General features: G+C 56.8%; 23 protein-coding genes. 18 read left to right on the top strand and 5 right to left on the bottom strand.

Annotation, left to right across the window (positions count from 1 at the left end; all coding sequences use genetic code 11):
• The first annotated feature begins 2 nt into the window (after positions 1-2).
• Genes nudC through ACR0EL_RS19840 form a run of 4 tightly spaced genes read left to right on the top strand, consistent with a single transcriptional unit; the run spans position 3 to position 2,544 of the window.
• Positions 3-986: an NAD(+) diphosphatase gene (gene nudC, locus ACR0EL_RS19855; protein WP_480501747.1), complete on the top strand. Its 984-nt coding sequence runs from the start codon at positions 3-5 to the stop codon at positions 984-986.
• A gap of 34 nt (positions 987-1,020) precedes the next feature.
• Positions 1,021-1,488, top strand: a complete 468-nt coding sequence (locus ACR0EL_RS19850; RefSeq protein WP_353009156.1) for an SRPBCC family protein — start codon at positions 1,021-1,023, stop codon at positions 1,486-1,488.
• Between the two features lie 34 nt (positions 1,489-1,522).
• Positions 1,523-1,996, top strand: a complete 474-nt coding sequence (locus ACR0EL_RS19845) for an N-acetyltransferase family protein (protein ID WP_480501745.1) — start codon at positions 1,523-1,525, stop codon at positions 1,994-1,996.
• Between the two features lie 5 nt (positions 1,997-2,001).
• Positions 2,002-2,544, top strand: a complete 543-nt coding sequence (locus ACR0EL_RS19840) for a chloramphenicol phosphotransferase CPT family protein (RefSeq protein ID WP_480501744.1) — start codon at positions 2,002-2,004, stop codon at positions 2,542-2,544.
• A gap of 10 nt (positions 2,545-2,554) precedes the next feature.
• Here the strand turns inward: ACR0EL_RS19840 and ACR0EL_RS19835 are convergent, their stop codons facing one another.
• A complete protein-coding gene (locus ACR0EL_RS19835) occupies positions 2,555-3,388 on the bottom strand; it encodes a prephenate dehydratase (RefSeq protein WP_480501742.1) in 834 nt (277 codons plus the stop codon).
• A 120-nt stretch (positions 3,389-3,508) separates the two neighbouring features.
• Between ACR0EL_RS19835 and ACR0EL_RS19830 the strand changes: the two genes are divergently transcribed.
• From ACR0EL_RS19830 to ACR0EL_RS19810, 5 genes are all read left to right on the top strand, one after another.
• Positions 3,509-4,021 carry a c-type cytochrome gene (locus ACR0EL_RS19830; RefSeq protein ID WP_170534527.1) on the top strand — a complete coding sequence of 171 codons (513 nt, stop codon included), beginning with the start codon at positions 3,509-3,511 and terminating at the stop codon, positions 4,019-4,021.
• Positions 4,022-4,196: 175 nt separating this feature from the next.
• Positions 4,197-6,140 carry an extracellular solute-binding protein gene (locus ACR0EL_RS19825; protein ID WP_480501741.1) on the top strand — a complete coding sequence of 648 codons (1,944 nt, stop codon included), beginning with the start codon at positions 4,197-4,199 and terminating at the stop codon, positions 6,138-6,140.
• Between the two features lie 6 nt (positions 6,141-6,146).
• Positions 6,147-7,232, top strand: a complete 1,086-nt coding sequence (locus ACR0EL_RS19820) for a microcin C ABC transporter permease YejB (protein WP_480501740.1) — start codon at positions 6,147-6,149, stop codon at positions 7,230-7,232.
• Positions 7,233-8,339, top strand: a complete 1,107-nt coding sequence (locus tag ACR0EL_RS19815; RefSeq protein WP_480501739.1) for an ABC transporter permease — start codon at positions 7,233-7,235, stop codon at positions 8,337-8,339.
• A complete protein-coding gene (locus ACR0EL_RS19810) occupies positions 8,336-9,913 on the top strand; it encodes an ABC transporter ATP-binding protein (protein WP_480501738.1) in 1,578 nt (525 codons plus the stop codon). Before ACR0EL_RS19815 ends, ACR0EL_RS19810 begins: the two co-directional genes overlap by 4 nt.
• A gap of 19 nt (positions 9,914-9,932) precedes the next feature.
• Here ACR0EL_RS19810 and ACR0EL_RS19805 read toward each other — a convergent pair whose 3' ends face one another.
• Together ACR0EL_RS19805 and hemN are read right to left on the bottom strand one after the other, a co-directional pair.
• A complete protein-coding gene (locus tag ACR0EL_RS19805; RefSeq protein ID WP_480501737.1) occupies positions 9,933-11,861 on the bottom strand; it encodes an elongation factor G in 1,929 nt (642 codons plus the stop codon).
• Between the two features lie 209 nt (positions 11,862-12,070).
• Positions 12,071-13,426 (bottom strand): oxygen-independent coproporphyrinogen III oxidase, encoded by a 1,356-nt coding sequence (hemN, locus tag ACR0EL_RS19800; protein WP_480501736.1) that lies wholly within the window; start codon positions 13,424-13,426, stop codon positions 12,071-12,073.
• Between the two features lie 61 nt (positions 13,427-13,487).
• Here hemN and fnrL point away from each other — a divergent pair, with 61 nt between their 5' ends.
• Complete coding sequence (fnrL, locus tag ACR0EL_RS19795) at positions 13,488-14,231, top strand: transcriptional regulator FnrL (RefSeq protein WP_353009177.1); 744 nt, start codon at positions 13,488-13,490, stop codon at positions 14,229-14,231.
• A gap of 80 nt (positions 14,232-14,311) precedes the next feature.
• The gene (locus tag ACR0EL_RS19790; RefSeq protein ID WP_480501760.1) at positions 14,312-14,542 is read left to right on the top strand and encodes a GlsB/YeaQ/YmgE family stress response membrane protein; all 231 of its coding nucleotides are present in this window, start codon (positions 14,312-14,314) and stop codon (positions 14,540-14,542) included.
• Positions 14,543-14,588: 46 nt separating this feature from the next.
• On the opposite strand, the gene ACR0EL_RS19785 is transcribed toward ACR0EL_RS19790, so the two are convergent.
• Entirely contained in the window at positions 14,589-15,428 is an 840-nt protein-coding gene (locus ACR0EL_RS19785; protein WP_480501734.1) for a universal stress protein, read from the bottom strand.
• A gap of 192 nt (positions 15,429-15,620) precedes the next feature.
• Between ACR0EL_RS19785 and ccoN the strand changes: the two genes are divergently transcribed.
• From ccoN to ccoP, 4 genes are read left to right on the top strand one after another with little or no spacing between them, the layout of a single operon-like run.
• Entirely contained in the window at positions 15,621-17,228 is a 1,608-nt protein-coding gene (ccoN, locus tag ACR0EL_RS19780; RefSeq protein WP_480501733.1) for a cytochrome-c oxidase, cbb3-type subunit I, read from the top strand.
• 14 nt (positions 17,229-17,242) lie between these two features.
• A complete protein-coding gene (gene ccoO, locus ACR0EL_RS19775) occupies positions 17,243-17,971 on the top strand; it encodes a cytochrome-c oxidase, cbb3-type subunit II (protein WP_480501731.1) in 729 nt (242 codons plus the stop codon).
• Positions 17,972-17,983: 12 nt separating this feature from the next.
• Positions 17,984-18,190 (top strand): cbb3-type cytochrome c oxidase subunit 3, encoded by a 207-nt coding sequence (locus ACR0EL_RS19770; RefSeq protein ID WP_353009189.1) that lies wholly within the window; start codon positions 17,984-17,986, stop codon positions 18,188-18,190.
• Entirely contained in the window at positions 18,187-19,050 is an 864-nt protein-coding gene (ccoP, locus tag ACR0EL_RS19765) for a cytochrome-c oxidase, cbb3-type subunit III (RefSeq protein WP_170533190.1), read from the top strand. Before ACR0EL_RS19770 ends, ccoP begins: the two co-directional genes overlap by 4 nt.
• 150 nt (positions 19,051-19,200) lie before the next feature.
• On the opposite strand, the gene ACR0EL_RS19760 is transcribed toward ccoP, so the two are convergent.
• Positions 19,201-19,359: a hypothetical protein gene (locus tag ACR0EL_RS19760; RefSeq protein WP_480501730.1), complete on the bottom strand. Its 159-nt coding sequence runs from the start codon at positions 19,357-19,359 to the stop codon at positions 19,201-19,203.
• A 101-nt stretch (positions 19,360-19,460) separates the two neighbouring features.
• Between ACR0EL_RS19760 and ACR0EL_RS19755 the strand changes: the two genes are divergently transcribed.
• The 3 genes from ACR0EL_RS19755 to ACR0EL_RS19745 all read left to right on the top strand — a co-directional run bounded on the left by ACR0EL_RS19755 (position 19,461) and on the right by ACR0EL_RS19745 (position 22,328).
• A complete protein-coding gene (locus ACR0EL_RS19755) occupies positions 19,461-20,339 on the top strand; it encodes a LysR family transcriptional regulator (protein WP_480501729.1) in 879 nt (292 codons plus the stop codon).
• A gap of 100 nt (positions 20,340-20,439) precedes the next feature.
• On the top strand, positions 20,440-21,867 hold the full coding sequence (ccoG, locus tag ACR0EL_RS19750; protein WP_480501728.1) for a cytochrome c oxidase accessory protein CcoG: 1,428 nt from the start codon (positions 20,440-20,442) through the stop codon (positions 21,865-21,867).
• 2 nt (positions 21,868-21,869) lie between these two features.
• Positions 21,870-22,328, top strand: a complete 459-nt coding sequence (locus ACR0EL_RS19745) for a FixH family protein (RefSeq protein ID WP_353009202.1) — start codon at positions 21,870-21,872, stop codon at positions 22,326-22,328.
• The last annotated feature ends 15 nt before the right edge of the window (positions 22,329-22,343 follow it).

Below are 22,343 nucleotides of genomic sequence, written 5' to 3'. Positions count from 1 at the left end.
GAATGAAAAACGCAGAACTGGTGACTTTTGGTGGCTCGGGCCTTGATCGAGCCGCCGAGCTACGATCTGATGCAGAACGGCTGCAACAAGCACAAGATGACACAAAGGCGCGCTGCGTCCTGCTGTGGCGCGGAAAACTGCTGGTGCAGGGTGAGGCGCTGGATCAGCTTGTCAGGCTTCCGATGTCACACCCCGTGATTCAAAACGGACCGGGTGGGATTATCTCTGCCCCGATCTTTTTGGGTTTGGAAGAAGGGCGCGCCCCGATCTTTGCCTTTGACATCTCGGGCTGGGCAGCCGAGGGTCAGGATCTGACTGGCCTTGATACTTTTGTTGATCGGTCGGAACAGCAACACCCCGACTTGCCCATGGGCACTGCGTTTGCTGAGCTGCGCCGGATCATGACCCGGCTTTCAACCCGCGATGCCGAGCTGGCAGCAACCGCAAAGGCCGTTATTGGCTGGCACAAGACGCATAAGTTCTGCGCCCAATGCGGTGCGCCATCCCAGATCGCGCAGGCGGGTTGGCAACGCAGCTGTCCGTCTTGCGGGGCCCAGCACTTCCCACGCACCGACCCGGTTGTCATCATGCTGATCACACATGGCGATGCGGTTCTGATGGGCCGGTCGCCCGGCTGGCCCGAAGGGATGTATTCTCTACTCGCGGGGTTTGTGGAACCGGGCGAAACTTTGGAAGCCGCTGTGCGCCGCGAAGTGATGGAGGAAGCAGGAGTGCCGGTGGGCGTCGTCTCGTACCTGTCCAGCCAGCCTTGGCCGTTTCCGTCGTCGCTGATGTTTGGCTGCGCGGGTGAAGCACTATCGCGTGACATTAAGATTGATCCAGTTGAAATCGAGGACGCGCTTTGGGTCACCAAAACCGAAATGATGCAGGCCTTCGCCGGAGATCATCCCAAGCTGTTGCCCGCCCGGAAAGGTGCAATTGCGCATTTCCTTCTGCGAAACTGGCTTGCAGATACATTAGACTGACGGAAAACTAAAAAAAAGCGTAGTAAAGGCCGAAATGCAGTTTTCAGCACGTGAAGATATTGAAGCCCCGATAAATTCGGTGTTCGAGATGGTCGCCGATTTCGACCGGTTCGAGCGGATGGCGATGCGGCGTGGCATCGATGTGCGGCGCGTGACGCAGGATATCCCGCCCGTCGCAGGCACCACCTGGGACACCGAATTCAAACTGCGTGGCAAAGCGCGCCAGATGACCGTTGTCATGACCGATTGTGAGCGCCCGGCGCAGATGCGGTTTGAGGCCAACAGCAAGGGGATGGCAGGCGTCACGACGATTGATCTGCTGGCGCTGTCGCAGCGTCGGACTCGGTTGAGTGTGGATATGTCACTAAGCGCGAAATCTCTGCCCGCCCGGTTGCTGTTGCAATCGATGAAGCTGGGGCAAGCGCGGTTCCGCAAGCAATTTCAACTGCGGCTGGCTGAATTCGCGCGCGAGCTGGAGCAACGCTACAAGCACGGCGCGTAGTGTCGGTTGCTGCGGACAGTTAGGGGCAAAGCTTTTGAGCGAAATCTTCTACAGGCGAGCGCAAAAAGGTGACGCGGAGAGCATCGCAAGCGTCTTGCAGGACATCTTTGATGCCGGAAAGCGCAAGGCGCCAGTAACAGCCGAGTTTGTTCTGGGTCACTATATAGCCCATCCTGACAGTGTTCGCTGCACGGTTGCCGTTGAACACATCGGGCAGATCCTTGGGTTTCAGTCGCTGAGATATGCGGCCGAAGACAACCCATATGATGTCGCGGTGGGTTGGGGCATCATTGGCACTCATATCCGGCCAACAGCCGCGCGACGCGGCATCGGGCGCGGATTGTTTGCCCAGACGTTGAACGCTGCCCGCGATTTCGGGCTGACATCAATCGACGCAACGATTGGTGCGGATAACCAAGACGGCCTTGCCTATTATGACGCGATGGGGTTCCGAACCTATCGACGGCTCGATGCTGGGGTGTCGAAAGCCTATACTCTGTTAGTCTGACACGCATGTCCCATATCATTGTCCTTCATGGTGCATCGAGCAGTGGCAAGAGCACAATCGCCCGCGCGCTTCAGAAGAAGATAGAACTGCCGTTTTGGCATATCTCGATTGACCATCTTCGGGATGCCGGGGTGCTGCCTTTGGATCGGTATCGCGCAGCAGAGTTTGATTGGCCCTCGGATCGGGCCGCATTCTTTGATGGTTTCCACAGGTCGGTGGCCGCTTATGCGGATGCGGGCAATCATCTGATCCTGGAGCATATCCTGGATACACCGGGTTGGGTCGAACAGTTGCAGCCCCTTTTCAGAGCTCATGATGTGTTGTTTGTCGCGGTCCACTGCCCTTTGCCGCTACTGACCGAGCGTGAGAGCCGACGAGGGGACCGCCCATTTGGCAGCGCCGAGCGGGATCACGCTACGATCCACATCGGTAGGCGATACGATCTTGAGGTCACGTCGACCGATGGAACCGATCTATGCGTTGATGCCATACTCACCACTTGGCGCAGAGATGAACGCCGGTCCGAGTTCGCGGGCACCAAAACCTAGCGAAGAGTTATCAGCCTCTGGGCCGGGCGGCGGGATAGACCCCCAGAATCTCGACATTGGTCGTGAAGTGCTGCAGCTCATCCATTGCCAATTGGACATTCCGGTCGTCTGGATGCCCCATGATATCGGCGTAGAACTGGGTCGCCGTGAACGAGCCATCAACCATATAGCTTTCCAGCTTGGTCATGTTGATCCCATTGGTCGCAAACCCGCCCATGGCCTTATAAAGAGCAGCGGGAATGTTGCGGACCTGAAAGACGAAACTGGTGATCATCTCATGGTCACCACGGCGCGAGGTATCAGCCTCGGGTGACATGACCAGAAACCGGGTTGTGTTGTCACCGTGGTCCTCGATATGGCGCGCCAGTACGTCCAGGCCATAGATTTCGGCCGCCAGTTCGCTTGCCAATGCGGCTGAATGCGGATCGTTAGCCTCAGAGACTTCACGTGCGGCGCGGGCGTTGTCCGGGCTGACACGGCCACGAATACCATGTTCGCGCAGGAAAGTGGCGCATTGAGGCAGCAAAACCAGATGGGAATGTGCCTCGGTCACATCTTCCAGTTTGGCGCCGTGGACACCAAGTAGATTGATGTGAACGCGCACATAAGCTTCGTCAATGATGTGCAGGCCGCTATGGGGCAGAAGCCGGTGAATGTCGGCCACGCGCCCATAGGTGGTGTTTTCGACCGGCAGCATAGCCAGATCGGCCTGGCCCGAGCGAACCGATTCGATCACATCCTCAAAGGTGCGACAGGGCAGTGCCTCCATATCCGGCCGCGCATTGCGGCAGGCCTCGTGACTGTAGGCACCGGGTTCCCCTTGAAAAGCAATGCGATTGGTCATTTGGTCGATTCCGTGCAACAAGTTCTTGAATTGGGCGTTTAGTCGCGGTGTCTATACCTTGCCTCTCGTCAGGGGAAGCCTTAGACACCTGCGCAGACAGCTGAAATGGACACGCGATCAATGTTCGACACGATGACAGTTACCAAGGCCTCAGCAGGCCTGTTTGGCACTTTCCTGGTGCTTCTCCTGGCTAAATGGGGCGCGGATATCCTGTATTCACCCGGTGGTCACGGCGAGGCGGAAGCCGCTTACATTATCGAAACCGAAAGTGCGGGCGAAAGCGCGAATGGCGAAGAAGTGGTCTTTGAGGACCTGCTGGCCGCTGCTGATCCTGAAAAAGGTGCACGCGTATTCCGGAAGTGTACTGCGTGTCACAAGCTGGAAGATGGGGCAAATGGCACGGGCCCGTATCTGTACGCAATTGTTGACCGTCCTGTTGCAACTGCCAAAGGGTTCACCGGCTATTCGGCAGCGATGCAGGCACACGGTGGCAACTGGACGCCAGAAGCCCTGGATGCCTTCCTTGAGCGCCCGAGCGCCTATATCTCGGGCACATCCATGAGCTTTGCTGGTCTCAGAAAGCCAGAAGAACGCGCCGATCTGATTGCCTATCTGCAAACCATTGGCAATTGATCCTTTAACAGATCAAAAACTCGTGAAAGCCGCTGCATTTTGCAGCGGCTTTAATTTTTGCGTGAGGATTACTTCACAATACGCTTATGCATTCTAAACTTGAAACTGAGTGTTCTAGACCTTTAGCTAGGCTTAGGCGCATTAAGACGTTGACAGGTTTGTAGGAGAGGTGGGGATGACACGCAAAAGCACGACACCAACGCAGGCGCGTATGAACAGGCGTACAGCGCTGCAACTATTGGGCGGTACGGCTGTTGCTGCAACCGCCCCCGGGCTCGGCGGCGCTTTGGCCGCTGGTGCTGATGCGGAGACCATCATTCGGGCACATGGGTATTCGTTCTTTGGTGACCTTAAATATCCACCCGACTTCAAACATTTTGACTATGTGAACCCGGATGCGCCTGTTGGGGGCCATATATCGGTTTCGACGCGCGGAACGTTCGACGGGATGAACCGGTTCAACTGGCAAGGCAAAGCCGGGCTGTATTCGGGGCTGATTGCGGAAAGCATGTTTGGCGCAAGCCCATTTGGATCTGCGACGCCTGCAGACTCCATCACAGAAGCTTACGGGTTGTTGGCCGAGGCCGTCGAATACCCAGACACCAAGGAATGGTGCATATTCTATATGCGTCCTGAAGCCCGGTTTGCAGATGGCACTCCACTGACCGCTCATGACGCGGCATTCACGCATGACCTGTTTCTGGAACAAGGCATCCGCAGCTATGCCCGCGCGGTGAAGCAGCGGATCGAAGGTTATGAGATCATCGATGATCACACGATCAAATATAACTTCGTGGATGGAATTTCGCGCCGCTCCTTGATTTCTCAGGTTGGCGGAACCCCTGTGTTTTCAAAAGCCTGGTACGAAAAAACGGGCGAGCGATTGGACAAACAGAGCTTGCAAACCCCGATGGGCAGCGGGCCCTACGTGGTCGATGATTTTGAGCTGAACCGCTATATCGTCTATCGGCGCAACCCCGACTATTGGGGTTGGGATCTGCCGATCAATGTTGGCCGTCACAACTTTGAGACCGTTCGGGTCGAATACTTCGCAGATGATGCTGCCGAATTTGAGGCGTTTAAGGCGGGTGTCTACACCTTCCGGGCTGAAGGCAGCACCAAAAAATGGGCAACGGGATATGATTTTCCGGCTGTCCAAAACGGCTATGTGAAACGCGAAGAAATACCGGTCATGTCGCCTCCATCGCCTTCGGGCTTTATCTTCAATATGACGCGGGCACCGTTTGACGACATCAAAGTGCGAGAGGCTTTGGGGCTTGCCTTCAACTTCGAGTGGACGTCCGAATCCCTGCAATATGGTCTGACCGAACAGCGCCATTCCTTCGCAGAAAACTCGGAAGTTGCTGCCGAGGGGGTTCCCACGGGTCTTGAGAAAACCTTCCTCGAATCGCTTGGCGATTTGGTGCCCGCAGAGGTGCTGACACAGGAAGCGGTACGTGCGCACAGCTCGAACCCGGCCCGCACCGTGGACCGTCGGAACAAACGTACTGCCTTAAAGCTGCTCTCCGAAGCGGGTTGGACTGTAAATGGTGCGGGGAAGCTGCAGGATGCCGATGGCAATCCGATGTCCATCCAGATCATGTTGAATGCGTCCTCTTCGGACACGGCAGAGGCTATCGTGACCACCTATGCATCAAGCCTGGAAAGCTTTGGTGTTTCAGTCACGGTTGAAAAGATCGACAGTGCCCAGTGGATTCAGCGGTACTATGATAAAGACTTCGACATGATCTTTTTCCGCAACCAGCCGTTCTTGGAAGCAGGTACCGGTCTCAAACAGGCGTATGGATCAGAAACCGCCGTCGTATCGTCATACAATCCGCAGTCTTTGCAAAGCCCGCTGGTTGACGCGATCATTGATGCGGCTCTGGATACCAAATCGCGCGAGGAAGAGATCGCATCGCTAAAAGCTCTGGATCGTGTCCTTAGATACCTGCGAATTCAGGTGCCGTCCGGATTTGTTTCAGATACCTGGGTCGCCTATTACGACATGTATGAGCATCCCGAGGTGTTGCCTCCGCTGGCTGTTGGGCAGTTTGATTTCTGGTGGTTCAATGAAGAGAAGTACCAGAAACTAAAAACTGCCGGCGCGGTGAGGTAACAGACTTTGGGCGCATATATACTACGCCGACTTTTGCTGGTCATTCCAACGTTGCTTGGCATCATGATCGTGAATTTCACACTGGTGCAATTTGTGCCAGGTGGCCCGATCGAGCAAATTCTGGCCCAGATGCAGGGCGAAGGTGATGTATTCGCCGGTTTTGCCGGGGGCGAGAACGTTCAGACCGAAGAAACGTTTGGTTCAGACAGCGAGTACATTGGCGCCCGTGGACTGCCGAAGGAATTTATCGAAGAACTGGAAAAAGAGTTCGGTTTCGACAAACCGCCGCTAGAGCGGTTTTTGAACATGATGGGGAACTACCTGACGCTGGATTTTGGTGAGAGCTATTTCCGATCGATCAGCGTGATCGATCTGGTGCTCGAAAAGATGCCCGTGTCGATCTCTCTGGGCCTTTGGTCGACCCTGATTGCCTATCTGGTCTCAATTCCCCTAGGCATTCGCAAGGCGGTTAAGGATGGATCGACCTTCGATACCTGGACCAGCGGCACCATTATCGTTGCCTATGCCATCCCCGGTTTCCTGTTCGCCATCCTGCTTCTGGTTCTGTTTGCCGGTGGATCTTATTGGCAAATCTTCCCACTGCGCGGGCTGACCTCGGACAATTGGGAAAACTTGAGCCTGTTTGGCAAAGTCGCTGACTACTTCTGGCACATCGCCTTGCCGATCATTGCGCTGACCATTTCCGCCTTTGCGACACTGACGCTGCTGACCAAGAACTCGTTTCTGGATGAGATCAAGAAGCAATATGTCATGACAGCCCGCGCGAAAGGGTTGAGCGAAAAACGGGTTCTCTATGGCCATGTGTTCCGCAATGCCATGCTGATCGTGATCGCTGGTTTTCCAGCTGTTTTCATTGGGGTGTTCTTCGGTGGATCGATCATTATCGAGACGATCTTCTCATTGGACGGGCTTGGGCGCCTGGGGTTCGAAGCTGCCGTGGCGCGTGACTACCCGGTGATATTCGGGACGCTGTTCATCTTCGGCCTGATGGGTTTGGTGGTTGGGATCATCAGCGATCTGATGTACGTCCTTGTCGATCCGCGCATCGACTTTGAAAAGCGGGAGGGATAAGTGGCTCTCTCCCCTCTGAACCAGCGCCGCTGGCGCAATTTCCGGCGTAACAGCCGTGCATTCTGGTCTTTGATCATCTTCTCGATCTTGTTTGGCCTGTCACTGTTTGCCGAGTTTATCGCCAACGACAAACCGATCTTGGTGCAATACCGCGGCGCGTTCTATACGCCGATCTTCAACTTTTATCCAGAAACCGAGTTTGGCGGCGACTTCCAAACCGAAGCGATTTATCGCGACCCCGAGGTTATGTGCCTGATCGACAGTGGTGGCATGGACGCCTGCTTCGACGATCCCGAAGGGATTATCGCACAGATCGACGCCGGAACCTATCAGGCCGACGGGTTCGAACGCGGCTGGGCCATCTGGCCTCTGATCCCGTATTCCTACAACACGAGCGTTGACCGCTCCGGTGCGGCCCCGTTGCCGCCCAACGGGCAGAACCTGTTGGGCACGGATGACACGAAACGCGATGTGCTGGCGAGGGTCATCTATGGCTTCCGCCTGTCAATCCTGTTTACCCTACTGGTGACAGGCGCGGCCAGCCTGATCGGCATATTTGCTGGGGCCATTCAGGGGTTCTTTGGCGGTTGGCTTGATCTGATTTTCCAGAGGATTATCGAGATATGGTCGGCGACGCCGTCGCTCTATGTCATTATCATCATGTTCGCCATCTTGGGGCGAAGTTTCTGGTTGCTGGTGGCATTGATGATCCTGTTTGGTTGGACAGGTCTTGTGGGTGTTGTTCGAGCCGAGTTCCTGCGGGCGCGTAATCTGGAATATGTCCGTGCCGCGCGCGCGCTCGGCGTGGGAAACATGACCATCATGTTCCGCCACATGTTGCCAAATGCGATGGTTGCCACCCTGACTTTCATGCCGTTCATCGTGACCGGCACCATCGGCGGGCTAGCCTCGCTGGATTTCCTGGGCTTCGGCCTGCCATCTTCGGCCCCGTCACTGGGGGAGCTGACTTTGCAGGCGAAACAGAACCTTCAGGCCCCGTGGCTGGCCTTCACGGCGTTCTTCACCTTTGCCATCATGCTATCGCTGCTTGTCTTCATTTTCGAAGGCGTCCGTGATGCGTTTGATCCCAGAAAGACCTTCTCATGAGCCTGTTGGATGTGAACAACCTGAGGGTCTCGTTCCGGCAGGACGGGCAGGTCTCGGCAGCGGTCAAAGGTGTATCCTTCACCGTGGACCGGGGCGAAACTGTTGCGCTGGTCGGGGAATCGGGATCGGGCAAATCCGTGACGGCCTTGTCGACGGTGTCCCTGCTGGGGGACAGCGCGATTGTGGAAGGGTCCGTGCGGTATGACGGGCAAGAAATGATTGGTGCGTCCGAGGACAAGCTGATGGAGGTTCGCGGCAACGACATCAGCTTCATCTTTCAGGAGCCGATGACGTCGCTGAATCCGTTGCACACCATCCAGAAACAGATGGCAGAGTCCCTGGCGTTGCATCAGGGGCTAACAGGCGATGCAGCGCGCGCTCGGATTGTCGAATTGCTGAACAAAGTTGGCATCCGCGATCCCGAGGAACGGCTGGACAGCTATCCGCACCAACTGTCGGGTGGGCAGCGTCAGCGGGTGATGATTGCGATGGCCTTGGCCAATAAGCCGGACATTCTGATCGCGGATGAGCCGACAACGGCGCTTGATGTGACCATTCAGGCGCAGATTCTGGAACTGCTTGCCGAGCTGCAGAAATCCGAGAATATGGGGATGCTGTTTATCACCCATGACCTTGGCATCGTGCGGCGGATCGCTGACCGCGTCTGCGTGATGAAAGATGGAGAGATTGTCGAAACCGGGATCACGGCTGAGATTTTCGACAACCCGCAACACCCCTATACGCGCAAGCTGTTGGAGGCTGAGCCTTCGGGCCAGCCTGATCCAGTGGCTGCGGATGCCGAAGAGGTTGCGCGCACCGATCATCTGAAGGTTTGGTTCCCGATTCAGCGTGGGTTCCTGAAACGAACTGTAGGTCACGTGAAGGCCGTCAATGACGCAACGCTGAGTGTCAGGGCTGGCGAGACATTGGGGATTGTCGGTGAAAGTGGTTCGGGCAAGACCACGCTTGCACTGGCCATCATGCGATTGATCGCATCTGAGGGCGGTATCACATTCCGCGATCAAGACGTCCGCCGCTGGTCCACGCGCGAGCTGCGACGGTTACGCAAGGACATGCAGATCGTGTTTCAGGACCCGTTCGGCAGCCTCAGCCCGCGTATGACTTGCCAGCAGATCATTTCCGAAGGGTTGGCCATTCATAAGGTCGACCCGCACCGCGCGCCGCGCGAGCTAGTGGCAGAGGTGATGAGCGAAGTGGGTCTGGACCCTGCCTCGATGGATCGATATCCGCATGAGTTTTCAGGCGGACAACGCCAGCGGATCGCGATTGCACGCGCCATGGTGCTGCGCCCGAAACTGCTGGTACTGGATGAACCGACCAGCGCGCTGGACATGACGGTGCAGGTGCAGATCGTCGATCTACTGCGCGATTTGCAGCGGAAATACGGGCTGGCCTATCTGTTCATCAGTCACGATCTAAAGGTCGTTCGGGCGATGTCGCATAACGTGATCGTCATGCGCAACGGCGATGTGATCGAGATGGGCGCAGCGGAAGACCTGTTTGAGAACGCTCAAACAGACTATACGCGCGAATTGATCGCAGCGGCGGGCTGACGCTCGCCCTACGCGTTTATCAGGCGTTGGCTTTTTCGCGTTTGGCCGTAGTTGGGACCGGTCCGCGCAACTCCTCATAGTGATCGAATTTCAGGTTTACCCAGCCGGTACCGCGCGTGGCACTGGCAAGGGTTCGGTGCAGTTCATCCTGTGCAACGGCGGGAAGCTGAGCGTTAAAGATCTCCCAACCTGAGGCAATCGGATTGCCTTCGAACCCCAGAACCTGCCCTTGCAGCGAACTTATCGTGGGGACCAGATCACCTACAAAATCAGATGGCAGGTGAATCTCGGCATTCAGAATGGGCTGCAGCACAACAGGCTTGGCTTGCGGCAGGGCCTCACGCACCGCGTTCTTGCCAGCCGTTCGGAAAGCATAGTCCGAGCTGTCGACATTGTGGTGTTTCCCATCGCTCAGGGTGACTTTGACATCCACCACCGGGAAGCCTTCGGGGCCTTGAACCAGAGCATCCTGTGCCCCGTGTTCGACCGACGGGATGTAGTTCTTGGGAACGGCCCCGCCCTTGACGACCTCTTCAAACTGAAAGCCCGAGCCGCGGGGTAATGGCGAAACCGAGATGACGACATCGGCGAACTGTCCGGCCCCGCCCGATTGCTTGCGATGGCGATGTCGGTGGTCGACGGGTGTGCGGATTGTCTCGCGATAGGCGGTCTCGACCGCGTCGGTCTCGATCTCAATCCCGAAATCTTCGGCCAGTTTAGCCGTCACGCGCCGTAGGTGTTGCGGTCCCTGCGAGCCAAGAACAGCATGCCCGCTGAGTTCATCATGCTCAAGATGCAACCCCGGATCGATCTCGACCAATCGGCTCAGGGCGTTTGACAGGCGCACATCGTCCCTCTCATGCGCGGGCGAGACCACCTGTCGGTGCGCAACCGGGTGCGACGCGGCCCAATCGGGCAGCGGTGTGGCTGCGCGGCTGTCATAGATAAACCCGGGGTTGAGGTGATCGGACTTGACCGCCAGGCCGATCTGCCCGGCCTCAAGGGCACCAATCTGTGTTTTTGCATCCAACGTGGTCAGGTTGCCAACGGTTTCGCCACCTAAGGCTTCATGCGCTTTGACACCATCGCCCAGGCCGCGCAGAACTGTAATCTTACCGATATGCTTCTTCACGTCAGCAAACCCAGCAATGGCCCGTGCATTGTCGGCTGCCTCATCCCTCCCAGCGGCGATATCAAACTCTGGGGCCTCGTGCCTTAGGGCTTTCATGAGCCGGGTCAGGCCGTTGCCATGGCTCGCGGCCCCCAGGCAGGCTGGGATTAGTTGATGGTTCTGTAAGACTTGCGCGGCCAGTTCATAAACCTCGGCGCTTGGGGGCTGTTTGTCTTCGATCAATTGTTCTAGCAGATGATCATCAAAATCCGACAAGGTTTCTAGTAGCTCGGTGCGCGCCTCTTGTTCGCGATCCTCAACCGATAGCGGCAGCTCAATCAGGGCCGAGGGTTGGCCTTCCTGATACTTCCACGCCCGCTCTGAAATCAGATCAACCGCGCCAATGATCGTGTCCCCATCCCGGATCGGCACCTGTCGCAATGCGATGTGATGAGAGCAATAGGTTTGCAGCGCGGCGATGATGTCGCGGATGCGGCCATTTGGGTTGTCCATTCGATTGATGAACAGGAAACAGGGGATACCGGCCTCTTCGACCAAGCGCAGATAGGGCGCGCATAAGACCGCAGCGTCGGGGTCGGGTGGCACAACCACAACTGCGGCGTCCGAGATGGCCATGGCAGGGCCGACATAGGCCAGCGCATCGCCACCGCCATCGACGTCAACTGCACACCAGGGTTCGTCCAAATAAGAAAAACCGTGCAAATGCACGGTTCCGCAGATGTCGAATGTTGTGGGGCGCCCGTCGAGGCGGCTTATGGCCTCGACCAGAGTGGATTTGCCCGATTGGCTGGGGCCTAGAACCGTGAAAACGCGCATAAGTGCTGTCCCTCTTTCAGGTTGCAGAGTGGCTGCACGAAAGGGGTTGCCTCACGCTGGGGCGTCGGCACGGGTTGTCTGCGAATGGGCCTGCCTCGGGCTGTGGGCCCATATGGCGGCCCACGCCTCGAGTGTGCGGAATACACATGCCGTGCGTCAAGTCCCCTGTTTCGCATCTCTTGTCCGGGGGTGCTGCGCAACTGGGGATGTTAGATCGCGGAGCTGTGCCCGGCTTTGCTTAGGTCATAAGCGTCGAAACTTCGCGCAATCATCCGGGTCAATGCGCGAGCCTCGGGCGGGATGAACAACCCATTTTCGGTGATGCGCAGCAAACCGCCGAAGGCCGAATTTGTGGAATCGTACATACCACCCAGATCTTCGGCCGATACATCGAAGTTGCTTAGGATTTCGGCCGTGTTGATCTGGAAATCGCACATCAGTGCTTCGATCAGCCGGGCGCGCAGCGCGTCCTGATCCTTGAACAAATGTCCGCGCGAAGTCGAAAACCTCCCGTCGCGAATTGCTTTGGTATGCGCTGATGTCGCCGGGTTGTTCTGTGCATAACCTTGCGGGAAGCGCGAAATCGAGCTTGCGCCGACGCCAATCAGAACTTCGGCCTGGTCGTCAGTATAACCTTGAAAGTTCCGTTTCAGCCGCCCTGAATTCAACGCCTTGGTCAGCCCGTCTTCTTGCGTCGCGAAATGGTCGATGCCGATCTCAGCGTAGTTGTCCCACATGAACAGGCGGCGGGCTGTGTCGAACAAATCCAGCCGTTGTTCCGGCGTTGGCAGCGTCTCTGACGGGATAAGTTGCTGTCGTTTCGCCATCCAAGGGACATGGGCATAGCCGTACAACGCCACCCGGTCCGGATTAAGCGACAATAGCTTTTGAACGCTTTCGGTCATGCGCTCCTTGGTCTGGTGGGGCAGGCCATACAGAATATCGGTGTTCAGACTGGTGATACCGCGCGCACGGATCATATCAACCGCATCTCGGGTGGTGTCATAGCTTTGGATGCGGCCAATGGTTTTTTGAATCTCGTCGTCGAAATCCTGGACACCGATTGAGGCCCGAGTCATGCCCGCCTCGGCCAGCGCATCCAGCCGCGCTTCGTCAACCTCGTTCGGGTCGATCTCTACTGAGAACTCGGCATCGGGACCCAGAGGAACAATGCTAAAGATATGGCGGGACAGATCGCGCATCAGATCGGGATTCAACAGGGTCGGGGTGCCTCCGCCCCAATGCAGGCGCGATAAAACCACACCCTCGGGCAGACGCGCGGCCAGCAGATCAAGCTCGGCCTTCAGCACATCCACGTAGGCGATCACCGGGTTATCGGTTTGTGTTCCCTGCGTGCGGCAAGCGCAGAACCAGCACAACCTGCGACAGAACGGGACATGGATGTACAGCGAGATCGCGCTTTCAGGCTTGATTGCGGAAATCCAGTCGCCAAAACGATCCGCCCCCACATCATTGCTGAAATGGGGGGCGGTGGGATAGCTGGTGTAACGCGGCACCTTCGCGTCAAAAAGTCCAAGCCGAGCCAATTGTGATTTCTGTATCATAGCGATACCCTAGGCACATGGACGACTTGGCTGCTTTGACCGAGATCAAGTGGGAACGCGCATGACAGCAAAACTACAGTTCGATCACGCCAACTGTGAAAGTTGCCCTATCCGCCATCGCGCTGTGTGCGCGCGCTGTGATGCGGATGAGCTCGAAGCACTCGACAGTATCAAGTACTACCGTAGCTTCGAAGCAGGTCAGACGATCATTTGGTCGGGCGATCATATGAATTTTGTCGGCTCCGTCGTGTCAGGCATCGCCTCGCTGACTCAAACGATGGAGGATGGCCGGACCCAGATGGTGGGTCTGTTGCTGCCCAGCGATTTTGTCGGTCGCCCCGGGCGCGACGCGGCGGCCTATGATGTGCAGGCCACCACGGATGTGGTGATGTGCTGTTTTCGCAAGAAACCCTTCGAAGAGATGATGAATGTGACGCCACATATCGCACATCGCCTGCTTCAAATGACCTTGGACGAGTTGGATGCCGCCCGCGAGTGGATGTTGGTTCTGGGGCGCAAAACCGCACGGGAAAAGATTGCCAGCCTGTTGTCGATCATTGCCCGACGCGATGCATCGGTCAGCCAAAAGGGGCTGTCTGGTCCGTTTGTTTTCGATCTACCGCTTACACGCGAAGCCATGGCGGATTATCTTGGTTTGACGCTAGAGACCGTCAGTCGACAGATTTCGGCGCTCAAAAAGGACGGAGTGATCTTGCTGGAAGGCAAACGACATGTGACCGTGCCGGATATGGATCGGCTGTTGGAAGAGGCCGGAGATGACTCGGATGGCGGGTTTCTGGTCTGAGTGTCTGGCTCGCTAGCGGGCTCAAACGGCCGCGCGCCAGTGTTAAGGAGAACACCGTGGAATTCAGCAGTATATTGGCCATGGTTGCAATCGGCGCAATCGCAGGATGGTTGTCAGGCAAAATCATGGAAGGCCGTGGTTTTGGATTGTTCGGGAACATCATCGTCGGCATAGTCGGCGCTTTTGTTGCCGGTCTGATATTTCCGGCGCTGGGCTTTTCCGTAGGCGGCGGCGTGTTCTCGTCCATCGTCGCTGCCACAATTGGCGCAGTGATATTGCTGTTCCTGATCGGTTTGGTACGGCGCGGATGATCGAGGAAGCTGCCCAGACAGGCAGCTTCCACAGTGCAAATCCTGTTCAGTGGGCCAGAAAAACCGGCACCACAGACTGCTCGAGCATATTGCGCGTTGCCCCGCCCAATATCGCCTCGCGAAAACGCGAATGGCCATAGGCTCCCATGACAATCATGTCCGATTCCGTGTCGGTCGCATGCCGGTTCAGAATGTCGGAGACGCGGGTCATGGTTTTGCTTAGTACTTCGATTTCACATTTCACGCCGTGCCGTGCCAGCATCTGCGATAAGCCGCCACCTGGATCCGACCGGTCGGGCCCGTGGCGGGGCGGGTCGATTACAACGATGCGCGCCAATTCAGCTTGTATTAGGAACGGCAAGGCGCGTCGAACAGCGTGCATTGCTTCGACACTTTCGTTCCAGGCAATCATGATATTCTGGGGTGCAGCGACAGGGTTGTCCTTGCCCGGGACAACCAGTACCGGGGCGTGGCCTTCGAACATCGCAGCCTCGATGATGGGCTCTGCTTCAGCCCCGCACTCCTCGCCATAGGGTTGAGGGAGAACGACGAGGTCTGAGAAACGGGCGCGGTGCGCGACGTGGCGGCCAATATCAGCAATCTGGGCAACGCCACTTTCGGCTGACCAGCGCGCGGATGTCTTTTTCAGATAATCCTTTGCAAACGCCAGAACTTCATCGGCATCCGCATTGGCCCGGCTGAGTGTTTCCTGAAGGATCAACGCATTTGCGCCAGCGTAATAATAGCCGGTTTGGCTGCGATCAACACCCAGGCATAGGGCCTCGGCATGACCATCCTGTGCCTCGGCCAGAACGGCTGTCTGGGCAAGTGCAGGCTGGGCCAACTTTGTTTCAGTCATGATGGTGAGAATAGATTTATAAGCCATGTCGACCTCATCTTCCGGGCGCGGGTTCGGTATCAGTAGACGCCCATTCACCTATTATGCGTGTCACAGAAAACGGCGGGTTGTCTTGACTCAGATCAAAGCAGTCGGGACCATCATTCGACATTACATCAAGCAGTCAAAAAGGTTCTGCGCGGCATGTAAATCGGGCAGAGCAGGGTAAAGGGACGCAATATGTCGAATTACATCAAGCTGATCGTGCTTGGCCTTTTGGTGGTGTTTGCTGCCATAGGGTCAAATTACGCACGGGATTTGGCGTATCAGGTGCATGCGATTCTGGTGATGGTCATCGCCGCGGGATTGTTCATCTGGACGCTTCGAAACACGGATGAGCCAGATATTCTTGTAGATCGCTCGGGCGAATACATGGATGACGTGATCCGCTATGGCGTGATCGCAACAGCCTTCTGGGGTGTTGTCGGGTTCCTTGCAGGAACCTTTATTGCGTTCCAGCTGGCCTTTCCAACGCTCAACTTTGAATGGGCGCAGGGCTATCTGAACTTTGGTCGTCTGCGTCCGCTGCACACCTCGGCGGTGATTTTTGCCTTTGGGGGCAACGCGTTGATCGCAACCTCGTTCTATGTGGTGCAACGCACCAGTGCCGCGCGGCTGTGGGGTGGAAACCTCGCGTGGTTCGTGTTCTGGGGCTATCAGCTGTTCATCGTGCTGGCCGCAACTGGCTATGTTCTGGGCGGTACGCAATCCAAGGAATACGCCGAGCCGGAATGGTATGTCGATCTGTGGCTGACGATCGTCTGGGTGGCCTATCTTGCAGTGTATCTGGGTACGATCATCAAGCGGAAAGAGCCCCACATCTATGTGGCCAACTGGTTCTATCTGGCGTTCATCGTGACCGTCGCCATGCTGCACCTGGTCAACAACATGACCATTCCGGTCAGCATCTGGGGCTCGAAATCTGTTATCGTCTGGTCGGGTGTTCAGGATGCGATGATCCAGTGGTGGTATGGCCACAACGCTGTGGGCTTCTTCCTGACCGCGGGTTTCCTGGGCATGATGTACTACTTCATCCCGAAACAGGCCGAACGTCCGGTCTTCAGCTACAAGCTGTCGATCATCCACTTCTGGGCGCTGATCTTTCTGTACATCTGGGCCGGTCCGCACCATCTGCACTATACCGCGCTGCCTGATTGGGCCTCGACGCTGGGCATGGTGTTCTCGATCGTGCTCTGGATGCCGTCCTGGGGTGGTATGATCAACGGTCTGATGACCCTGTCGGGCGCATGGGACAAGCTGCGCACCGATCCGATCATCCGCATGATGGTTATCTCGGTCGGCTTCTATGGCATGTCCACGTTCGAGGGTCCGATGATGTCGATCCGTGCGGTGAACAGCCTTAGCCACTACACTGACTGGACCATTGGTCACGTGCATTCGGGCGCGTTGGGCTGGAACGGCATGATCACCTTTGGGGCGCTGTACTTTCTGGTTCCTGTCCTGTGGAAGCGAGAGCGTCTGTATTCGCTGCAGATGGTCAGCTGGCACTTCTGGCTCGCGACCATTGGCATCGTGCTCTACGCCGCGTCGATGTGGGTCACCGGTATCATGGAAGGCCTGATGTGGCGCGAAGTCGATGCCAACGGCTTCTTGGTGAACTCGTTCGCCGACACCGTAGCCGCCAAGTTCCCGATGTATGTGGTTCGCGGTTTGGGTGGGGTCCTGTTCCTCACTGGCTCACTGATCATGTGCTACAACCTGTGGATGACTGTGCGGAAAGCGCCGGCCCGTGAGGCCAACCTGACCGTCGCAGTCCCGGCTGAATAAAGGAGGCCGGAGCAATGGCAATTCTTGACAAACATAAGATCCTCGAGACCAACGCGACCCTCCTGCTGATCTTTAGCTTTCTGGTCGTAACCATCGGTGGCATCGTTCAGATCACCCCGCTGTTCTATCTTGAGAACACCATTGAGAAGGTGGAGGGCATGCGCCCTTACACCCCGCTCGAGATGGCAGGGCGTGAGATCTACATCCGCGAAGGCTGCTATGTCTGCCACAGCCAGATGATCCGCCCCATGCGGGACGAGGTCGAACGCTATGGCCATTACTCGCTGGCGGCCGAGTCGATGTATGACCATCCGTTCCAGTGGGGGTCGAAGCGCACCGGGCCTGATCTGGCCCGCGTGGGTGGCCGCTACTCGGATGACTGGCACGTGCGCCACCTGCGCGATGCACAGTCGGTGGTGCCGGAATCGGTGATGCCGAAATACGGTTTCCTTGAAAACCGCAAGATCGACGGTGAATACATTGGTGACATCATGGCGGTGAACGCTGTTGTTGGAACACCCTACACCGAAGAGATGTTGGAGAACGCAGTGGCGGACTTCCGCGCTCAAGCCGATCCGGACAGCGATTTTGACGGGTTGCTGGAGCGTTATGGCGACAAGGTCAACGTGCGCAACTTCGATGGTCAGCCCGAACTGACCGAGGCTGATGCGCTGATCGCTTATCTGCAGATGCTGGGCACGCTGGTCGATTTCTCGACCTTCACCTCAGAAGCAAATCGGTAACAGGAGGGTAGGATGGAAGAATACACACTCCTACGGCAATTCGCGGACAGCTGGATGCTATTGCTGCTCTTTGCCTTCTTCATTGGCATCGTGATCTGGGTTTTCCGGCCCGGCGCCAGCAAGGAATACAAGGACACCGCAAACATCCCCTTCCGGCACGCCGATGCACCTGCACCGCAGCAAGACGAACCCGCCACATCCAAGGAGGCGCGGCAATGAACAAGACACCTGATAAACAGCCGGGTGATCCAAATACAACCGGCCATACCTGGGATGGAATCGAAGAGTTTGACAACCCGATGCCGCGCTGGTGGCTGTGGACCTTCTATGCCACGATCATCTGGGGTGTGATCTACACGATCATGTACCCAGCATGGCCGCTGGTTCAATCCGCCACCGCAGGCGTCATGGGTTGGTCATCTCGTGAAGAGGTGCAGAAGGAACTGGTTGCGTTTGAAGAGGCCAACGCGCCCTGGAACGTGAAGCTGGTGGAAACCCCGCTCGGGGATATCTCGAAAGATGCCGAGTTGCAGCAATATGCCGTCAACGCAGGCAGCGCGGTGTTCCGCACCTGGTGCGCACAGTGTCATGGTTCGGGTGCGCAGGGTGCAACCGGCTTTCCAAACCTGCTGGATGACGCATGGCTGTGGGGTGGAACGTTGGAAGACATCGAAACCACAGTCAGCTACGGCATCCGCAGTGAGGAAAGCGATGACACCCGCTGGTCCGAAATGCCGGCCTTTGGTGAGCTTCTTGAAAAAGAGGAAATCACCCAAGTGGTTCAATACGTCATGTCTCTGACCAACGCGCAAACCGATGATGCGGCAGCGCAAGCTGGCAAGGTTGTGTTCGAAGACAATTGCTCGGCCTGTCATGGCGAAAATGGTCAGGGGGATGTCTTCCAAGGTGCCCCGAACCTGACCGATGCGATCTGGCTTTATGGCGGAAGTGAGGAGGCCTTGACCGAAACGGTGACATATAGCCGATTTGGCGTGATGCCGCCGTGGGATACCCGCCTGACCGAAGCTCAGATCCGTGCGGTTACGGCCTATGTCCACCAGCTGGGTGGCGGTCAGTAAGCATACAAGAATACCTGCAGGCAGTGCGCTGCCCGCAGGTTCAGGCACCGGCTGCTCGATCTGTTCGCGCGTTTCCTGGGCAGCCGGTGCCTGTATATTATGAATAAGGTTGTCCTTGGCAGCGGTTCGTACACCTTGTCTTTGCGCGCATCAAAGATTGCCCAGATCCACATCGCGCGGGTTCTTGATCCACCAGTGACTTTCTGGCAGCCAGCGACGTTTGCGGTCGCCCTGCTTTGGAACGTCTTGGATGCGCGGTGTGTCTATTCGGGTCGCAGTCATAAAAGAACGGGCAAGAACATCTAGCATGGTTTCTCTCCTGTGCAGAAGCATTTCTGACAATAGAGATTGACCTTTGACGCCCTGAATGCCACTCAATTACCATTCCAACATGTAAGTATGGGTTACATATGGATTGGCTTTCTCTTCCTCCGATGGCCTCACTCAGGGCTTTTGCAGCCTTTGCTGAAAGGCGGAATGTGAGCGATGCCGGTGCCGCGTTGAACGTAAGTCATGCGGCAATCAGCCAACAGCTTCGCGCGCTTGAAAAACACCTTGGTGTTGCGCTTTTAGATCGCACTGGGAAGGCGTTGACCCTGACTGCCGAAGGCGAGCATCTGGCCCGCGCCCTGCAGCTTGGGTTTGGATCAATCAGTGCTGTTGTAGAAGATCTGATGCGGTCGGGCGAGGCGCGCCCGGTTCATGTGTCTTTGACACCTTCATTCGCCGCATCGTGGTTGATGCCACGCTTGCCCGCGTTTCAGGCCGAGTACCCTGATATCAACTTGGCTATCGACCCTTCACCACATCTCGTCACCCTTGTGCCCGGCGGGGTTGATGTCGCAATCCGGTACGGCGCTGGAGGGTGGCCGGGAGTTGATGTTGAGATGTTGCTAAAAACACCTTTTGTTGTCGTGGCAGCGCCTGTTTTGTTAGGGGGCAAAGCCAAGTGGACGCCTGAAGAGCTGAGCCAGTTGCCTTGGCTGGAAGAACTTGGCACCACCGAGGCCAGCAATTGGCTGGCCAAAAGGGGTGTAGATCATCCCCCGTTGGCGGGTCGTTTATCTTTGCCAGGCAATCTGCTATTGGATGGTCTTCGCGCCGGGCAAGGAGTGACGGCCACGGTGCGACATTTCGTCGAACAGGATATCCGCGCCGGACGCCTGGTTGAGCTCTATGCCGAGCCAGAAAGTAGCGGATACCATGTTTTAACGGCAAAAACACCGCTCAGACCGGCTGTGAAGACCTTTGTTCGGTGGTTGAAGCGACAAGCTGGCGCAGCTCAATAAAAGATGATTGCTCGATGCGCGTTTTGACCCATGTCAAAGTTTGCACCGACGTGATCTGAGAAAACACGCGAGCCAAAGTGCCAATTCTTGGAGCCAGCCAGTGAGCGATTCCGACCCCGCCCCCAGCTTATATGCCGCACGAGAACCTATCTTTCCGCGGCGCGTATCCGGACCATTCCGCAACCTGAAATGGATCATCCTGATCGTGACCTTGGGGATTTACTATTTAACCCCATGGATCCGGTGGGATCGTGGACCCAGTTTGCCGGATCAGGCGGTGCTGCTGGATTTGGCCAACCGGCGCTTCTATTTTTTCTGGATCGAGATCTGGCCGCATGAGTTCTATTTTGTCGCGGGCCTGCTGATCATGGCTGGGCTTGGACTGTTCCTGTTCACTTCGGCCTTGGGTCGAGTCTGGTGCGGTTATGCCTGCCCGCAAACCGTGTGGACCGACCTGTTCATTCTGGTCGAACGCTGGATCGAAGGGGATCGGAACGCGCGCTTGCGCCTGCACCGGCAAGAGAAGCTGGATTTCCGCAAAGCACGCCTGCGCCTGACCAAATGGGTGTCTTGGTTCCTGATCGGCCTGCTGACGGGCGGCGCTTGGGTTTTCTATTTCGCCGATGCACCAACTCTGCTGCGCGATCTGGTGACCGGCAATGCGCACCCGGTGGCTTACACAACCGTGTTGATCCTGACCGGCACAACCTTCCTGTTCGGCGGCTTCGCGCGCGAACAGATTTGTATCTATGCCTGCCCCTGGCCGCGCATTCAGGCGGCGATGATGGACGAGGATACTCTGGTCGTTGGCTACCGAGAATGGCGGGGTGAGCCGCGCGGCAAGGGCAAGCGCACCGCCGATTCCGAGCTGGGTGATTGCATCGACTGCATGGCCTGCGTGAATGTCTGCCCTGTTGGCATCGATATCCGCGATGGTCAGCAGTTGGAATGCATCACCTGCGCGCTCTGCATCGATGCCTGCGACGACATGATGGCTAAGATCGGCAAGCCGCGTGGTTTGATCGACTATATGGCACTGAGCGATGAACCCCGCGAACGCGAAGGCCATCCGCCCAAGAGCGTTTGGAAACATGTCCTACGGCCGCGCACCATTATGTACACGGGACTCTGGTCTGCGGTTGGCTGCGCGCTTCTCTTTGCCCTGTTCATCCGGTCCGATATTGATCTGACGGTTGCTCCTGTCCGCAACCCGACTTTTGTGACATTGTCTGATGGCACCATTCGCAACACCTATGATGTGCGCTTGCGCAACAAACATGGCGAGGATCGGTTGTTCAGCCTGTCACTTGCTGGCGACCCAAGCATGCGGATGGAGATTGAGGGCACAAACCTGCATACTGTAAATGTGACGGCTGATACGGCACAGCTGGTTCGGGTTTATATCGTGGCTTCGGGTGACACCGGCCCCGCTGGTGCGGACACAACGCCGGTTCGGATTTGGGTCGAGGACATCACCAACGGCGAGCGTGCTTACAAAGACACCACGTTCAATGGACGAGGAAATTGATCATGACAGAACGCAAGTTTACAGGAAAACATGCGCTGGCCATATTTGTGGGTGCTTTCACCGTCATCATCTCAGTCAACCTGCTGTTGGCCTATAGCGCGGTGAAGACCTTTCCGGGGTTGGAGGTAAAGAACTCCTACGTCGCCAGCCAGAACTTCAACGAACGCCTGCAGGAACAGCGAGCCTTGGGGTGGGAGGTTCGGGCCGAGACCAAAGGCGGTCTGCTGATCCTGCACATTACTGATGCGACCGGTGCGCCGGTTCAGGTTGCAGAATTGCAGGCCGTCGTGGGCCGAGCAACCCATGTAAAGGATGATTTCTCGCCCGAGTTCACCTTTGACGGCATCGCCTACGCGACACCGGCTGCTTTGGGTAAGGGAAACTGGAATATCCGGCTGGTGGCTCGCGATCATGCGGGCGCTGAGTTTGCTCAGCGCGTTCCACTCTACGTGAAAGGCTGACAGTGTGACGGCGCA

Source organism: Ruegeria sp. AH12, assembly GCF_056541465.1.
Note: the sequence above shows the minus strand (reverse complement) of the source record. Positions and strands in the feature narration are given on the sequence as shown.

What these genes read in the sequence shown, in the direction of transcription:
- nudC (WP_480501747.1), top strand. Translation starts at nt 3, where the DNA reads ATGAAAAACGCAGAACTGGTGACTTTTGGTGGCTCGGGCCTTGATCGA.
- ACR0EL_RS19850 (WP_353009156.1), top strand. Translation starts at nt 1,021, where the DNA reads ATGCAGTTTTCAGCACGTGAAGATATTGAAGCCCCGATAAATTCGGTG.
- ACR0EL_RS19840 (WP_480501744.1), top strand. Translation starts at nt 2,002, where the DNA reads ATGTCCCATATCATTGTCCTTCATGGTGCATCGAGCAGTGGCAAGAGC.
- ACR0EL_RS19835 (WP_480501742.1), bottom strand. Translation starts at nt 3,388, where the DNA reads ATGACCAATCGCATTGCTTTTCAAGGGGAACCCGGTGCCTACAGTCAC.
- ACR0EL_RS19830 (WP_170534527.1), top strand. Translation starts at nt 3,509, where the DNA reads ATGTTCGACACGATGACAGTTACCAAGGCCTCAGCAGGCCTGTTTGGC.
- ACR0EL_RS19825 (WP_480501741.1), top strand. Translation starts at nt 4,197, where the DNA reads ATGACACGCAAAAGCACGACACCAACGCAGGCGCGTATGAACAGGCGT.
- ACR0EL_RS19810 (WP_480501738.1), top strand. Translation starts at nt 8,336, where the DNA reads ATGAGCCTGTTGGATGTGAACAACCTGAGGGTCTCGTTCCGGCAGGAC.
- ACR0EL_RS19805 (WP_480501737.1), bottom strand. Translation starts at nt 11,861, where the DNA reads ATGCGCGTTTTCACGGTTCTAGGCCCCAGCCAATCGGGCAAATCCACT.
- hemN (WP_480501736.1), bottom strand. Translation starts at nt 13,426, where the DNA reads ATGATACAGAAATCACAATTGGCTCGGCTTGGACTTTTTGACGCGAAG.
- fnrL (WP_353009177.1), top strand. Translation starts at nt 13,488, where the DNA reads ATGACAGCAAAACTACAGTTCGATCACGCCAACTGTGAAAGTTGCCCT.
- ACR0EL_RS19790 (WP_480501760.1), top strand. Translation starts at nt 14,312, where the DNA reads ATGGTTGCAATCGGCGCAATCGCAGGATGGTTGTCAGGCAAAATCATG.
- ACR0EL_RS19785 (WP_480501734.1), bottom strand. Translation starts at nt 15,428, where the DNA reads ATGGCTTATAAATCTATTCTCACCATCATGACTGAAACAAAGTTGGCC.
- ccoN (WP_480501733.1), top strand. Translation starts at nt 15,621, where the DNA reads ATGTCGAATTACATCAAGCTGATCGTGCTTGGCCTTTTGGTGGTGTTT.
- ccoO (WP_480501731.1), top strand. Translation starts at nt 17,243, where the DNA reads ATGGCAATTCTTGACAAACATAAGATCCTCGAGACCAACGCGACCCTC.
- ACR0EL_RS19770 (WP_353009189.1), top strand. Translation starts at nt 17,984, where the DNA reads ATGGAAGAATACACACTCCTACGGCAATTCGCGGACAGCTGGATGCTA.
- ccoP (WP_170533190.1), top strand. Translation starts at nt 18,187, where the DNA reads ATGAACAAGACACCTGATAAACAGCCGGGTGATCCAAATACAACCGGC.
- ACR0EL_RS19760 (WP_480501730.1), bottom strand. Translation starts at nt 19,359, where the DNA reads ATGCTAGATGTTCTTGCCCGTTCTTTTATGACTGCGACCCGAATAGAC.
- ACR0EL_RS19755 (WP_480501729.1), top strand. Translation starts at nt 19,461, where the DNA reads ATGGATTGGCTTTCTCTTCCTCCGATGGCCTCACTCAGGGCTTTTGCA.
- ACR0EL_RS19745 (WP_353009202.1), top strand. Translation starts at nt 21,870, where the DNA reads ATGACAGAACGCAAGTTTACAGGAAAACATGCGCTGGCCATATTTGTG.